Genomic DNA, 14,130 nt, shown 5'->3' with positions numbered 1-14,130 from the left:
AAAATTTAGATATTAAAAAAACGCATCCTCGGATGCGTTTTTTATTTCCAATACATTCAATAATTCAAGCAGACTGTTGCTGAATCAGCTGTTTGACCAAGCTCGCGACTTGATCGGGTTGTTCCAATGGGAACATATGCCCGCCATCGACTACGGTAAAAGGAATACCAAACTTCTTTTGCACTTGCTGCGGGAACTTGCGGGCCAGAAATGGACCTTTCTCGGCAACGACCAGATGCACAGGAATTCTTGGTTTTGCCTGAGGCAACCACCAGAGTGACGGATTGGTTCTAAAGACTGCGACCTCATCCATTTTAGGAATAGTGAGTTCTACCCCACCCCGGATGGGATCCTCCTGTAAGGCATAGTCAATATACGCCTGGAAACAATCTGCATCAAAATCCTGATAGAAACCTTTAGGGCGCAGCAATTCCGCTGCCTGTTCACGTGAATCCCAATGGTCACGACGGCGTTTGGACAGACCGGCCGGAGACATTTTATCCAATGCTTTTAAGCGAAAAGTCTTGGCAATATGTAAAGCAAAGGCTTCTTTGCCCATAATCATCGGCGGGTCCAGCATGATCATTTGTGAAAACAGTTCCGGGCGCTGTATAGCGGCCTGCAGAGTTAACACGGATCCCAAAGAATGCCCCAGACCAATGACAGGTCGCCCATGTGACTGGCGCACAATACTGTCAATCACTTGCTGAGTCAGGCTTTTCCAATGGTTATCAACCGGATAACGCTTATCCGGCCCTAAAAGCGGCACATAGATAATATCGTAATCATCTTGCAATTCATCAAACAGCTTTTGATAGACTTTAGATGGCACGCCATTGGCGTGCGCGAAATGAATCAGTGGTTTCATTGCAGTGTCGTGCTATTTTCTGACTGAAGCTTCTGTGCAACTGAAGAAGCAATTCCATCCCCAATCGATGAACCCATACGACCCAAGACTGATTCAAATGGACTATATTCAATGGTGTAATTCAACGCTTTTTCAGTTTTCAGTTCGCGTTTCAAGGTATTTAAGCTACCGATACGATCCGCAATACCTAATTTCACCGCCTGATCACCGGTCCAGAACAAGCCAGAGAAAATAGCAGGATCATTGGATTTCAATTTATTGCCACGTCCTTGTTTAACTGCATTAATAAAGTGACCATGCACATTATCCAGCACACCCTGTACGTGGGCTTTTTGCGCAGGATCAACCGGCTGAGTCATAGACAGCAAAGCTTTATTTTCACCTGAAGTCATGGTGCGATCTTCAACACCTAATTTTTGCAATAGATTAGTCACACCATAATTCGGCATGATCACCCCAATTGAACCGACCAAGCTCGATGGATTGACAATAATTTCATCCGCAGCTGAAGCAATATAATAAGCACCTGAAGCACCAGTATCGCCAATCACGGCATACAATTTTTTCCCAGAATGCTGTTTTTTCAGATACTGAATTTCCTGCCAGATTTCATCGGACTGTACCGGTGAACCGCCAGGTGAGTTGATATTCAGCACCACTGCTTTACTTTGTTTATTTTCAAAGGCTTTTTTCAATGATTTGATGGTATTGCTACTGTTGACGCTCTGCTTGTCGGCTGCAATCGTACCCACAATATCCACGACTGCGATATGCGAACCCGCAGCAGCGCTAGCATCTGAAGAAACTGAACTACAGCTTTTGCCTAATGCCAAAATGACAACAAGCAGATAAGCAAAAGTCAGAAATTTAAAGAAAATTCCCCAACGGCGTGCACGGCGCTGTTCTTCTACCGAAGCTAAAACTACTTTTTCAAGCAATTTCCATTCCGGACCAGTCGGTTGAACTGGCTGTTGCGTATTTTGTATTTGATTTTCAGGTTTTGGTGGCCAATCGGACATAAATAATCCAATAAATTGATTTATATTGAATCCATTATATACACTGAATCGGGTAATTCTGTCTAAACAAAACGTTTTCGCCTATAATAAATTTTGTTCTCTTTTTTTGTACTTAGACGAAATCAATGACGAAACAGGGCTCACGGAATTCAGCTTACGGATTACTCAAATACATTAGCCGCCAACCGCTTCCGGTTTCTCGCTGGATGGCCCGTATTCTGGCCTTTATTGTGAACAGTTTTAAAGTCACTAAAACTTCGGAAGTTATTCGTCTCAACCTTGAAATCAGTCTTTCCGAACTGTCCAATCAGGAACGTGAACAGATTAACCGTGCTGCGGTTCGCAATGAATTAATGTCATATTTCGAGTTCTTTACTATTTGGGGCTCAAGCAATCAGAAAAATCTTAAACGCGTTCATCGCGTCATTGGCGAAGATCTACTTCATGATGCCCTTGCACAAAATAAAGGTCTGGTTTTAATCGTGCCGCATTTTGGTACCTGGGAAATTATGAATGCCTATATTGCCCAGTTCACCTCAATGACCATTATGTACAAACCAGTGAAAAATCAGGCTGCAGATCAATTTGTACGGGCCGCCCGTAGTCGTGAACAAGCGCATCTGGTACCGACCGATGAATCTGGCGTTCGTCAGATTTTTAAGGCCTTAAAACAAGGCGGCACGACTGTGATCTTGCCGGATCATACCCCGAATATCGGTGGTGAATATATTCCCTATTTCGGCGTGCCTTTGGCCACCAGTAATTTGAGTGCCAAGCTGATTCAAAAGACCAAAGCGCGTGCCCTGTTTTTATATGCTCTACGTAATACTGAAGATGGATTCGATATTTTTATCGAAACGGTCGATGAAAAAATTTATAGTGGCAATGCTAATCAAGGCACGCAAGTCATTATCAATAGTATTGAAAATTTAATTCGTCGCCATCCGGAACATTATCATTGGAGCTATAAACGCTTTAATGCGCATCAAGACTTGGGAAATCTCTATAAGCTTGAACATGAACAAGCCTTGGGCAAAGTAAATGCATTAAGAACTCAAGAACTACATGAAGTTTCATCCATACTGGAATCAGTGACTTAAGGGCTGACGATACAACCACTGCCATTCATGTCGTTCGGCAGAAAGCACCAGTTCTGAGCCTTGTTGCTGGAAGTGCACACTCCCCTGTTCTACCGTGGTCAATAAGGGAATATTAAGAGCTTTTAACCGTTGCTGCGTCAGTTGGCTCGGGTGGCCATAGCGATTAAATTTCCCAGCCGAGGCAATCGCCAGTTTAGGCTGCAAAACTTCTAAAAATTGATAGGCTGAACTGTGCTGACTGCCATGATGGCCGAGTACCAGCACATCGACCTGAAGTTCGGGATAGTCTTGGAGCAGTTGATATTCAGTCTCCCAGCCCGCATCGCCCATCAGTAAAAAGTTTTGATACGGTCCGGCATTTTTAACTTGCAGATATATCACGCACGACCGGTCATTTTTATTGAAGTTTGGCGTATTTAACTGCTGCTGCCGAGGTGCCAGAATTTTAAAGTTAATCGTCTCAGACCATTGCCATTGCTGTCCTGCATAACAAAACTGAAAGCTTGAAGAAGCAGCTGTTTCAGGCATCTGATTGGATGACACTTGTCGGATGTTTAGTTGATCTTTAATGCTGTGATATGCACCGCTATGGTCCTGATCCAGATGGGTCAAAATCAGTTGATCCAGTTCTCCAACACCTTGCACAGACAAAAATGGCATAATCACTTGCCGACCAATACTGAATTTTTCTTCATTATAATAACCGCCCATATCGATCATCATGCTCTTTTGCCCTTCCCGAATGAAGATGGCCTGTCCCTGCCCGACATCCAGAACAGACAGCTGAAATGCATGCTGATTAAGTTGAGGAATGCACAGTGGTAAACAGGCAAGTGCTGTCCAGCTTTTGGGCACTAAGCCACGCGGCAAAAAGACAATTAATAAGCCCAAAATACATAGAGCAATCATCCAGACATTCATGGCCACAGGAATCAGTTGCGGTGCAAACAGCCGATCAAGCAGATTCAAAAATGCCAGCAGTATATGAATAAAAATATCATTGAGCTGAAACAGCAGACTCGAAAGTGGTTCAGAAATGAAAAATAATAAAGCCGCCAGAATATCTACGGGAACTATCAGCAGGCCAATCCACGGGATAGCCACCAGGTTGCTTAGCGGGGTAATCCAAGCCACCTGCTTAAAAAACAACATCATTAAGGGAAACAGGGCCAGAAAGATTTTCCACTGCGACTCCATCAAAACTTTTATTGCAAAATACAGTCGTTGTAATGCTGTTTGTACTGTTTGATGCGGTTGCTGCTGAATGGTTTGATAGATCCGCAGCAAGACAAAACAGGCCCCATAAGACAGCCAGAATGCGGCCGACAAAATGCTAAAAGGATCAAAGAGCAACAATAAGGCAGCACTTAAAATCAGCAGTTTTAATGGCTGCATACTTTGCCTGAGCAGCAGCGTAAAAGTCACAATCACACAAATCAGTAAAGTGCGTAACGCCGGAATTTCAAAACCGACAAAGGCACAATACAGCAATACACATAACAAAAAAGGCAGACTCAAAAAATACTGCCTTGGCCATTTCAGATAAATCTGCGGTACGTACCTTGAAATCAGATATTGCAACGCTCCACAAACGATAAAGGCAAAGATCAGGACATGCGGTCCGGAAATCGCCAGCAAATGACTCATGCCAAAACGCTGGAATTGCTGTTCCGTCGCTTGATCCAAGAGACTTTCATCACCACTTAATAGAGCCAGTAACAAGCCTTTCTGCTGTACGGGTTGTCTGGCCACAAACTCTCTTAAGGTCAGTCGCTGCTGTTCTACCCAAAGCAAAAATCGCTGATTCAAATTTTTCTGCTGACGTAGATATTTAGCATGACCTAGTGCATAGAGTTGTTGCGGTTGCAACTCTTGGATATGTTTAATCCTAAACCCGGCCATAACATTTTGCTGCAAGGCCCATTTTTCTGCATCAAAAGCACCCGGTGTCGCATAACTATGGTTAGGTCGAATCTGGCCTTGTAATAAATAATAGTGTCCCAGTTCAAGAGTCTGCTGTTTGGTTACATCATTTCCTAAACTGGATATGACAGGATCTGAAACTGGCAGAAAACCCATCCACTTAACTGTAGTGCCATCAGGGTTAAGCACATGCAGGGCTTGCTGGATATTCTGATCGCCCAGTTTATTCAGCTCTTTGATATAGACTACGATTTTTTTTTCAGAGACCTCGTGCTCTCGTTTGGATAAACGTTCAGCCAATTGCAGATTGGCATAAGCATGACCTAAAAAAACTCCCAAAAGCAGGCTTGATCCAGTGATCAACAAGCTTCGCAGCGGTGTATTCGAAATGAACTTTAATTTATGGCAACCCATATACCACAACAGCGCAACGATCAAAACTACCGTCCCGCTCAGTTGAACAGACAGGAAACTTTTCCCCATACAGGCAAGGCCTAAAATCCAGCCGATACACAGCCACTGCAACATTGAATCTTATTCTTTATTATTATTTTGCCCAATAATAAAGCCCACCGGAGTGAGCTTCAATCAAATGCGAATATTCTCGTTATTTATGGTTCAATCCAGAGACCATCCTGCATATGTAAAATCCGGTCTGCAGCATGGGCCAGCTGTTCATCATGCGTCACAATCAGCATCGCCATATTGAACTCACGTTGTAATTCGGTCAGCAGTTCAAAAATCTTTGCTGCAGTCTTGCGATCCAGATTTCCGGTCGGTTCATCGGCCATCATCAGTTTAGGTTTACCCACCACTGCACGCGCCAAGGCTACACGCTGACGTTCACCTCCGGATAATTCACCCGGCTTGTGAGTCAGACGATGGGAAAGACCAACACGCTCCAGCAAATACTCAGCCTGCTGTTTGGCTTCCTTGAATTTCATGTTGTCGCGTAACATCAGTGGCATGGCCACATTTTCCAGTGCCGTAAATTCTGGCAACAGGTGATGAAACTGGTAAACAAAACCCAAATGCTCATTCCGCACATAACCGCGTTCTGCTTCAGACAAGGTATCAAAACGGCGGCCATTCACCATGACCTGACCTGACGTCGGGCGATCCAATCCACCCAAAACATGTAATAAGGTACTTTTGCCTGAACCACTTGAACCTACAATCGAAACAAACTCACCTGCTTTTACCTGTAGCGACAAGCCGCGAATCACATCGACAGTGGCCTTGCCATCGGTAAAGGATTTGTGAATATTCTGGGCATCTAAAATCAGATTACTCATAACGCAAAGCCTCTGCCGGTTGAATTTTTGCTGCACGTAAAGCCGGATAAATTGTCGCGACAAAACTGAGTGCCAGTGACAAGCCTACAATCACCAAGACATCCTGCCAGCGCAGATACGAAGGTAAGTAGTTAATAAAATAGGCATCAAACATATTCAGGCCTAAAGTATTGTTGAGCCAGCCAATAAAGTTACTGATACTGGTTGCTGCAATAATCCCGAGGATGGCCCCTGCACAAGTTCCAATCACCCCAATCACGGTACCTTGCACCATAAAGATTTTGGTAATGGTGGCAGGTGAAGCCCCCAAAGTCCTTAAAATGGCAATGTCCGATTTTTTATCCGTCACCACCATCACCAGTGAAGACACAATATTAAATGCCGCGACTAGAACGATCAGGAATAAAAGCAGGCTGACCATGGCTTTTTCCATCTGAATCGCGCTGAACAGATTACCATGGGTATAAGTCCAGTCCGAAGCATAGAAATTCCCCGGCAAATCACGCACAATTTCCTGAGACACTTGTGGTGCCAGGAAAATATCATCCAGCTTCATACGCACACCCTGCGCACCATCCGGTAGACGCAGCAAGGTCGAGGCATCATTTAAAGCGATATAACCCATCATCGAGTCAACTTCAGCACCAATACTGAAGATTCCCACCACTTTAAAACGCTTGAAACGCGGGACGACACCAGCTGGTGATGGGGTGGCTTCTGGCAAAACCAGAGTAATATTGTCATTTAAACCCACACCCATGGCATCGGTCATTTGCTTGCCCAAAACAATACCAAATTCACCTTTTTTCAGGCTGTCGATACTGCCCTCAACCATATGGTTTTGTATAATTGAAACTTTTTTCTCATACTCGGGTTCAATCCCGCTGACCATAATGCCGGCGACCTGACCCTGTGCGGTCAGCATGCCTTGTAATTGAGTAAAAGGTGCGACTCCCTGAACATGCTCATGCCCTTCAATTTGCTTTGCAAGTTCTGGCCAATTTGTTAAAATTTGTGTTGAGGAAACAGTCGCTTGAGGTATCATTCCTAAGACACGATTCTTTAACTCTCGGTCAAAACCATTCATCACAGACAACACTGTAATGAGGACTGCCACACCGAGTGTGAGGCCGATCATTGAGACCAACGCGATAAAAGAAATGAAGTGGTTACTACGCCGTGCGCGAGTATATTTCAACCCTATATACAGCGAGATTGGTTTGAACATAACCATCTAGTCCGAGGTAATAAATTATGGAAAATGTACAGCATCCAAACGGATTTACGGAAAGACGCGTCATGTCTCGAATCGATGCTGCCTTACGAATTAATTATCAGATTATTTCCGATGATGTTGCCTTGAATGATCCTTACGATCCTAACTTCGTCTTGCCCCGCTATTTTCTACTACTTGCAGAACTAGATCAATTTGATCATGCGGTTAACTACGAATTAGAACAATTATCTGAAAAAGATCAACAAATTGCTCGAATCTTATCCTTATTCAACCAAAAATTAAACCTTATTACCGGATCTTTGTATGACGCAATTGTACAAAGCATGTTACCTGTACCGGAGCAGGTGAACTTTTCAGAAACCGGTTTTAGCTTCTTTAGTGACCGCCCGATCACGGAAGGCACCTATCTGCACGTGACTTTGAGTCATCCGGAAAATTTCTTCCATATTGCAGCAACCGCTCAGGTGGCCTACAGTCGCGAAGAAGAAAATGGCAAATATCGGACTGGTGCATATTTTATTACCATGCATCCCCAAGACCGTGTCAAACTGGGTGAATGCGTCAAGGCTCACTTTGTTTAAATTACTGCTTTAGTCAGTGCTGCTGGGTGATGAAAGGCCAGCGTTATAGCTCGCTTTAATTTCTCTGGAAAAATATAACAACAAACCAGCCAGTAAGATAACGACGCCAAAGACTGCTCCACCCGATAATTTTTCATCATTCAGAATCACCCCGACAAATAAGGCCAGCATCGGCGTCAATACGGTGGTCAATGACAAAGTGGTCGCCTTGATTTTCTGCACCAGTTTAAAATAACAGAACATCGCAATCAGGGAAGCCATGATTACAGCATAACTGAGTCCAATCAGCGATTTAGCCTGCGGAATCTGGGTCGGTGCAAATTGCCAGATAAATGGCAACATGGTACAGGCCATGACCGCTGAAACAGCAATAGAACCGGCCGCTTGTGCCATAGGTTCGAGAGGTGCATTAACTTTTTTCACCCAGAACATCGAAACACAGTAAATAAAAACACTGAGCAACATCAGGCCTATGCCAATCGGCTGAATATGCTGATCTTTGCCACCGACACAGATAATGCCCAGACCCAGCAAGGCAATCGCCATACCACCCCACTGCGAAGGATAGAGCTTAAGCTGAAATACAAAACGGCCAATTAAACCGGTAATAATCGGCGCCAGTCCGAACATCAGGGCAATAACGCCTGAACTCAGATAATCCGTGGCCAGATAAGTGAAAATCTGTGAGCCGATAAAACTGCATGCGCCAGCCAGGTAACTGTGCATGGATAATTTATCTAAGGGGAAACGGGTTTTAAATAGCCACAACAAGGCAAATGCAAAAGGCAAAGCCAGAAAGAAGCGAAGTGCCAAAGCCCAGAGCGGATGCAAATCCGTCACACTCCAGACAATAGCTAGCGGTGTCGTCGCCCAGATAAAAACCAATAAAAGATAGGTGGCAATCATATTGGTTTGTGTGGGCATGCGAGTCACTCTGAATAAGGCTTAAAGCGCGGAAGTTTTACGTTTTTGTTTTTGGATGGTCTGATCGAGTGCGCTGGAAAATTCGCGTTTATCCCGTTCTGAAATCGGTGGCGGACCGCCCGTTTGCACGCCCGCTCCGCGTAAGCTGTCCATAAAATCGCGCAGATGTAAGCGCGCTTTGACATTGGCCGTAGTATAAATTTCACCACGGGGATGAATCGCAATTCCGCCTTTTTCAATCACTTCCGCAGCCAAGGGAATATCTTGGGTCATGACAATATCATGCTCTTTCATGCGCAGAATAATTTCTTTATCTGCAGCATCTGCTCCGCTCATCACCTGAATTGAATTAATTCTGACCGAAGGTGTGATTCCGACTGGTTGGTTGGCAACAAAAGTCACTTCCAGCTGATAGCGATCCGAAGCACGAATAATCACATCTCGCAGCATACGAGGCAATGCATCGGCATCGACCCAAAGTTTGAATGGCAACACAAGGCTTCCCATTAAGGTATAAATCATGGTTATTCTAGCAAATTGAGACGATCAGGTTGATGATTAAATCGCTCCATTTTCATAGTATCTGTCATCAGTATTTTAAAAAGTATGTGCTCGGTAAAACTGGCGTGATTCACGCGAGAAAAAAAATTGACTTCATTTGACTGGCATTTTAATTTTAAAATTCATTCGATTGACTTGAAAAATCGCAATGACCCTCGATTAACTATAAATACATCATCCAAGATCAATTGTGCATATGAAAAATCAGAATAGCCCAGAGATCATCACCATTGATGATCAAAATTTCGGTAGTCATGTCGAACACTGGACCTTGCTCACCGACAACCCTGGCACAGATGTACCACAGTGGTTAGGCAAAGCTCTTGATGAACCAATCATGCCGATGGGCCTTTGTACACAAGAATGTGATATGGATGCAGAGACTTGGCTGATTCAGGGACCGAGTAAAGCTGCGGTACAGTTGAGTCAGGTGATTGCCGTCGAAAACAACAAACCTCAAGCGGTAAAAACTGCATTTCCGTGCTTTGACAGTCCTTATCAGGTGAAAGCCACGATTGACCGGATTATTAGCTGTAAATCCAATACTCAGGCTGTATTGCGCCTGAATCTGGGTGCTAACAATATTATTTACGCTTTCGATAGCCTGTATAGCGTCAATCACCCGCACTATGAAAAAGACCAGTCCTATGTGGTAAATCTGAATGGCTGGGCCTATGAACTTGAAGCGGTCGCAGATCATGAGCATCTGGTGGTTGATGATCCGGCTTCGATCAAGCACCACCGTGCCTTGAATGATATTCTGGCTGCCAATAATGGTGTAGCACCGGATAATTTGCAGGAACAGATTGATGCCTGGCAGCCGCAGTGCGAAGAAGATAAAGAACCTGTAACCGTAGATTTTTCTAAAATGGTAGCTTATCTATACGGCGAAACCATGGGTCAGGAAGATGAAGCCTGGTTCCAGGGCAATATTGTCGGTAAAACGACTATGCAGTTTATGGGTCAGGACTATACCCTTTATGATGTCACCCTCATTCATGATGAAGGCCAGCCTGCGACCTTGATCCGGATTGCAACGCGGAATGACCAGTACAGAGACTTCCAGATTGGCCAGTATATCCGTGGCAACTTGTGGATTCAGGCCAATATTTATAGAAAAGCGGCCTAAGTTCAAACATATAAAGAAGATATTCATTTTGATGGGTATCTTCTTTTAATCCATCTATCTTCTTATTTGTCATTTTAATTTTTGATTATTTTTTATACATATTTTCTGGCTTAATAATCTATTTAAATTCATTAAAAACCGAGTTATCCACATTTTTAAATTCAAATAAATTCATTTTAAATATTTAAAATAATCTTAAAAATCTTGTAAAAATAAGCGTTTGATTTCTCATATAAATAATCTGTTGTCATGCAAATTTGATATTTAAATAAAATGAAAATTTATCCTCTTTAATTAAAAATGTACTTTATTTAATCAATTTTTTATGATAAAAATACTCACAACAAATTAGTATTAACGATAAATAGATCGGACAATAAATATCTATGAAAATCGTGCAAGAAGAAACATTACAACAGGTCGAGCATCATCTTAGCTCCCGCTATAATATTGATATGATGTCCTGCCTTTTTTTCATGTTGGGGATGCTGATCTGCGGATTCATCCTGCATACTTTTATTTTCTAAAATTATTGCATTCATAAAAAAACCCAGCCTGTGCTGGGTTTTTTCGTTTCAGGAATTAACCATTGCGTTTGGCAAAGTCATCCATAAAGTTCACCAATGCTTGCACACCTTCTAAAGGTACAGCATTGTAAATACTTGCGCGCATACCACCCACTGAACGGTGACCAGCAAGATTCAATAAATGCTGTGCTTCAGCTTCCTTCAGGAACTGTTTCTCAAGATCAGCATTGGCCAAGGTAAATGGTACGTTCATGATTGAACGGTTTGCTTTTGCAATCGGATTCGCATAAAAATCGCTTTGATCGATATAACCATAAAGCAAGTTAGCTTTCTCAAGGTTCACTTTGTGCATGGCATCTACACCGCCATTTTCTAGCAACCACTCAAACACCAGACCAGACAAGTACCATGCATAAGTTGATGGTGTATTGACCATTGAGCCATTTTTCGCTTGATCTGAATATTTCAAGATGCTTGGAATTTCAGGTTTAGCTTGATCAAGTAAATCTTCACGAATGATCACCAGCGTTAAACCAGCAGGCCCGATATTCTTTTGCGCACCCGCATAGATCAAACCAAATTTAGAGACATCTAAGGGTGCAGATAAAATGCTAGATGAATAGTCACAAACTAATGGCTTGTCTGTTTCAGGAATTGAGGCAAATTGCAGACCGCCAATAGTTTCATTATCGGCATAATGCACATAAGCTGCATCATCAGAAAGATTCCATTCGCTTTGTGTACTGATCGCATATTTGCCATCAATTTGGATACCCGCTTTTACAACATTGATATCGCCATAACGCTGCGCTTCTTTCAAGGCTTTTTCAGACCAGATGCCGGTATCGATATAGTCTGCTTTGTTGTTTTTGCCAAGCAAGTTCAATGGAATTGCCGAGAACTGTAGTGATGCCCCACCCTGCAAGAACAATACTTTGTAGTTCTCAGGAATATTCATGAGTTTGCGCAGGTCTGCTTCCGCTTTTTCAGCCATGGCAACATAGTCGGAACTACGGTGGCTCATTTCCATGATCGAAAGACCTTTGCCATGCCAGTCAAGCATTTCAGCTTGAGCTTTTTCAAGTACGGCAGTCGGTAATGCAGCAGGACCAGCACAGAAGTTGTACGCGCGCATGATTTTTCCTTTCAGAGTGAAACACAATAAAATGATGGCATTTAACCATATCTGGCAGGGTCTTGCACAAAATTATTTCAATCTATGAGTCAAGATAGAGTCAAAAAATCAATGTAGATTCACAAGGTAAATTGACCAGTATTTTAGCCTGCTGTTTTTATCATCTTTGCACTCACAATTGAAAATATTCAAGATTAAGCCACTTTTTAATTCTGGACACTCTCTCAAAAACAGCTGATAAGCATTTGAAATACAGATGTAAAAGAAACAATACTATAACTTTACACTAGTTCTATCTGCATACCTTTGATTTATACTAGCCGGATAACATCACCGGCTTTAAATCAGTTTAGCGACTTTATGAACTTAAAGAAAAATAAAAGACAGCTTGTCTGGGGGTTAAATCTGCTTGCATCGATGATGTATGGCAGCTTTGCTCATGCGCAGAGCATCAGCTTTCAGGACGCTGAACGTCATTTGTTGCAAAATTCTTATAGCAGCCAAGCCTATCAAAGTCTGGAACAGGCCTCAAAACTTGAAGCTGAAGCAGTGAAAGGTATAGGTCTGCCGAGAGTCGATCTGAATGTTCGTGCTTATGCCTTTCATAATGAACTCGATCTGCCTTTAGGTGCATTAAAAAATAATTTAGAGCAATCCTTAACGAATGGTGTCAATAATAGAATTGATGAACTGAACTTAGGTGATCTGGCTGACCCGCTAAAAAATAGTTTAAGACAACCTATTCAAAATGGAGTTGGCTTAATTCCTGATAGTTCGCATGTCGTGCTGGATGATCAGGTGATTCGCCCGACGGTTTCAGTCATGATGCCGCTTTATACCGGTGGACTGACAAGCAGCGCTAAAGAAATCGCCAATATTCAGGTCGGTCGTAGTCAGCTCAGCAACAAACAGCAGCAAGACACGCAGCGTTTTGAACTGATTCAAAGTTATTTTAATGTACAGCTCCAAAAGCAACTGCATGCAGCTGCGCTGTTTAATCTGAATGCCATGCAGCAGCATTATCGCAATGCCTTAAAGATGGAACAGCAAGGTTTTATCAGTAAAGGCCACCGCATGCAGTTTGAAGTGGCACGCAATAATGCCGAGCGCAGCCAGCAAAATACGCAGGCCAATTTGAATGCTGCCCTGTTCCAGCTCAATAATCTGCTTCAGGAAAGTAGCATCACCGAACTTTCGACGCCTTTATTTGTCAATAAAACCGAGCCACAGGCCTTAAATCATCTGCTGAAAACCTTTAGTCAGAACTCTGCGCTGATTCAAAAAATGCAGCTGGATACTCAATTAGCTCAAGCCAATGTCAAAGCCCAGCAAGCAGCGAAAAAACCGAATGTTTTTGCTTTTGGCGAATATAGTCTGGATCAAAATGAAAACTGGATTGTCGGGATTGCCGCACGCTATAACCTGTTTTCCGGGATCGATAAAAACAAAAATATTCAGGCTGCCGAACTCAAACGCTCTGCCACAGAACTTCTCACTGCACGCACCCAGCAGGAAATTGAAAATCTGATTTATAAATCTTATAGCGAAGCACTCAGTGCACAGCAAAGTGATGCGCTTCTGGCACAAAACTTGAAAGCCGCACAGGAAAATTTACGCATCCAAGAATTGTCCTTTAAAGAAGATATGGGCACCGCCATACAGGTCATCGATGCACAAAATATGCTGAGCGGACTACGAGCCGAAACTGCCTTGAATGCTTACAAATATGTGATGTCACTGGCCACACTATTACAAAGCCATGGCTCGATTGCAGAATTTCCGAACTACATCCAACATACCAACACTCACTATATTCGCTAATGGAGCCGAA

The 14,130-nt window shown here is 43.1% G+C and carries 13 protein-coding genes; 4 read left to right on the top strand and 9 right to left on the bottom strand.

All coding sequences use genetic code 11. The annotated features are described in order from the left end of the window. Positions 1–64: 64 nt before the first annotated feature. Positions 65–868 carry an alpha/beta fold hydrolase gene (locus NI464_RS04075; protein WP_253137809.1) on the bottom strand — a complete coding sequence of 268 codons (804 nt, stop codon included), beginning with the start codon at positions 866–868 and terminating at the stop codon, positions 65–67. Next, complete coding sequence (gene sppA / locus NI464_RS04070) at positions 865–1,887, bottom strand: signal peptide peptidase SppA (RefSeq protein WP_253137808.1); 1,023 nt, start codon at positions 1,885–1,887, stop codon at positions 865–867. The genes NI464_RS04075 and sppA overlap by 4 nt, the downstream gene beginning before the upstream one ends. Positions 1,888–2,012: 125 nt before the next feature. Between sppA and NI464_RS04065 the strand changes: the two genes are divergently transcribed. Beyond that, entirely contained in the window at positions 2,013–2,987 is a 975-nt protein-coding gene (locus NI464_RS04065; protein ID WP_253137807.1) for a lysophospholipid acyltransferase family protein, read from the top strand. Here the strand turns inward: NI464_RS04065 and NI464_RS04060 are convergent. The 3 genes from NI464_RS04060 to NI464_RS04050 all read right to left on the bottom strand — a co-directional run bounded on the left by NI464_RS04060 (position 2,976) and on the right by NI464_RS04050 (position 7,433). Then, a complete protein-coding gene (locus NI464_RS04060; protein ID WP_253137806.1) occupies positions 2,976–5,438 on the bottom strand; it encodes a DNA internalization-related competence protein ComEC/Rec2 in 2,463 nt (820 codons plus the stop codon). The two genes, NI464_RS04065 and NI464_RS04060, sit on opposite strands and share 12 nt — an antisense overlap. Positions 5,439–5,521: 83 nt before the next feature. Then, the gene (lolD, locus tag NI464_RS04055; protein ID WP_004645694.1) at positions 5,522–6,205 is read right to left on the bottom strand and encodes a lipoprotein-releasing ABC transporter ATP-binding protein LolD; all 684 of its coding nucleotides are present in this window, start codon (positions 6,203–6,205) and stop codon (positions 5,522–5,524) included. Continuing rightward, positions 6,198–7,433: a lipoprotein-releasing ABC transporter permease subunit gene (locus NI464_RS04050; protein ID WP_253137805.1), complete on the bottom strand. Its 1,236-nt coding sequence runs from the start codon at positions 7,431–7,433 to the stop codon at positions 6,198–6,200. Before NI464_RS04050 ends, lolD begins: the two co-directional genes overlap by 8 nt. A gap of 26 nt (positions 7,434–7,459) precedes the next feature. On the opposite strand from NI464_RS04050, the gene NI464_RS04045 reads away from it, so the two are divergent. Beyond that, the gene (locus NI464_RS04045; RefSeq protein WP_253137804.1) at positions 7,460–8,023 is read left to right on the top strand and encodes a PilZ domain-containing protein; all 564 of its coding nucleotides are present in this window, start codon (positions 7,460–7,462) and stop codon (positions 8,021–8,023) included. Positions 8,024–8,032: 9 nt separating this feature from the next. Here NI464_RS04045 and NI464_RS04040 read toward each other — a convergent pair whose 3' ends face one another. Next, a complete protein-coding gene (locus tag NI464_RS04040) occupies positions 8,033–8,947 on the bottom strand; it encodes a DMT family transporter (protein ID WP_253137803.1) in 915 nt (304 codons plus the stop codon). 21 nt (positions 8,948–8,968) lie between these two features. Further along, positions 8,969–9,454 (bottom strand): YaiI/YqxD family protein, encoded by a 486-nt coding sequence (locus tag NI464_RS04035; RefSeq protein WP_247143483.1) that lies wholly within the window; start codon positions 9,452–9,454, stop codon positions 8,969–8,971. A gap of 250 nt (positions 9,455–9,704) precedes the next feature. Between NI464_RS04035 and NI464_RS04030 the strand changes: the two genes are divergently transcribed. Continuing rightward, a complete protein-coding gene (locus NI464_RS04030) occupies positions 9,705–10,637 on the top strand; it encodes a hypothetical protein (protein WP_004731774.1) in 933 nt (310 codons plus the stop codon). A gap of 410 nt (positions 10,638–11,047) precedes the next feature. Here the strand turns inward: NI464_RS04030 and NI464_RS15840 are convergent, their stop codons facing one another. Both NI464_RS15840 and serC read right to left on the bottom strand, forming a co-directional pair. Further along, the gene (locus NI464_RS15840; RefSeq protein ID WP_257221144.1) at positions 11,048–11,179 is read right to left on the bottom strand and encodes a hypothetical protein; all 132 of its coding nucleotides are present in this window, start codon (positions 11,177–11,179) and stop codon (positions 11,048–11,050) included. 40 nt (positions 11,180–11,219) lie between these two features. Beyond that, positions 11,220–12,299, bottom strand: coding sequence for a 3-phosphoserine/phosphohydroxythreonine transaminase (gene serC / locus NI464_RS04025; RefSeq protein WP_253137802.1), 1,080 nt, complete (start codon positions 12,297–12,299; stop codon positions 11,220–11,222). 360 nt (positions 12,300–12,659) lie between these two features. Here serC and NI464_RS04020 point away from each other — a divergent pair, with 360 nt between their 5' ends. Beyond that, positions 12,660–14,120 carry a TolC family protein gene (locus NI464_RS04020; RefSeq protein ID WP_253137801.1) on the top strand — a complete coding sequence of 487 codons (1,461 nt, stop codon included), beginning with the start codon at positions 12,660–12,662 and terminating at the stop codon, positions 14,118–14,120. Positions 14,121–14,130 lie beyond the last annotated feature (10 nt).

It is taken from the genome of Acinetobacter lwoffii (assembly GCF_024129685.1).
Taxonomy (GTDB): domain Bacteria; phylum Pseudomonadota; class Gammaproteobacteria; order Pseudomonadales; family Moraxellaceae; genus Acinetobacter; species Acinetobacter lwoffii_X.
This window is presented reverse-complemented; position numbering and strand designations above follow the sequence as displayed.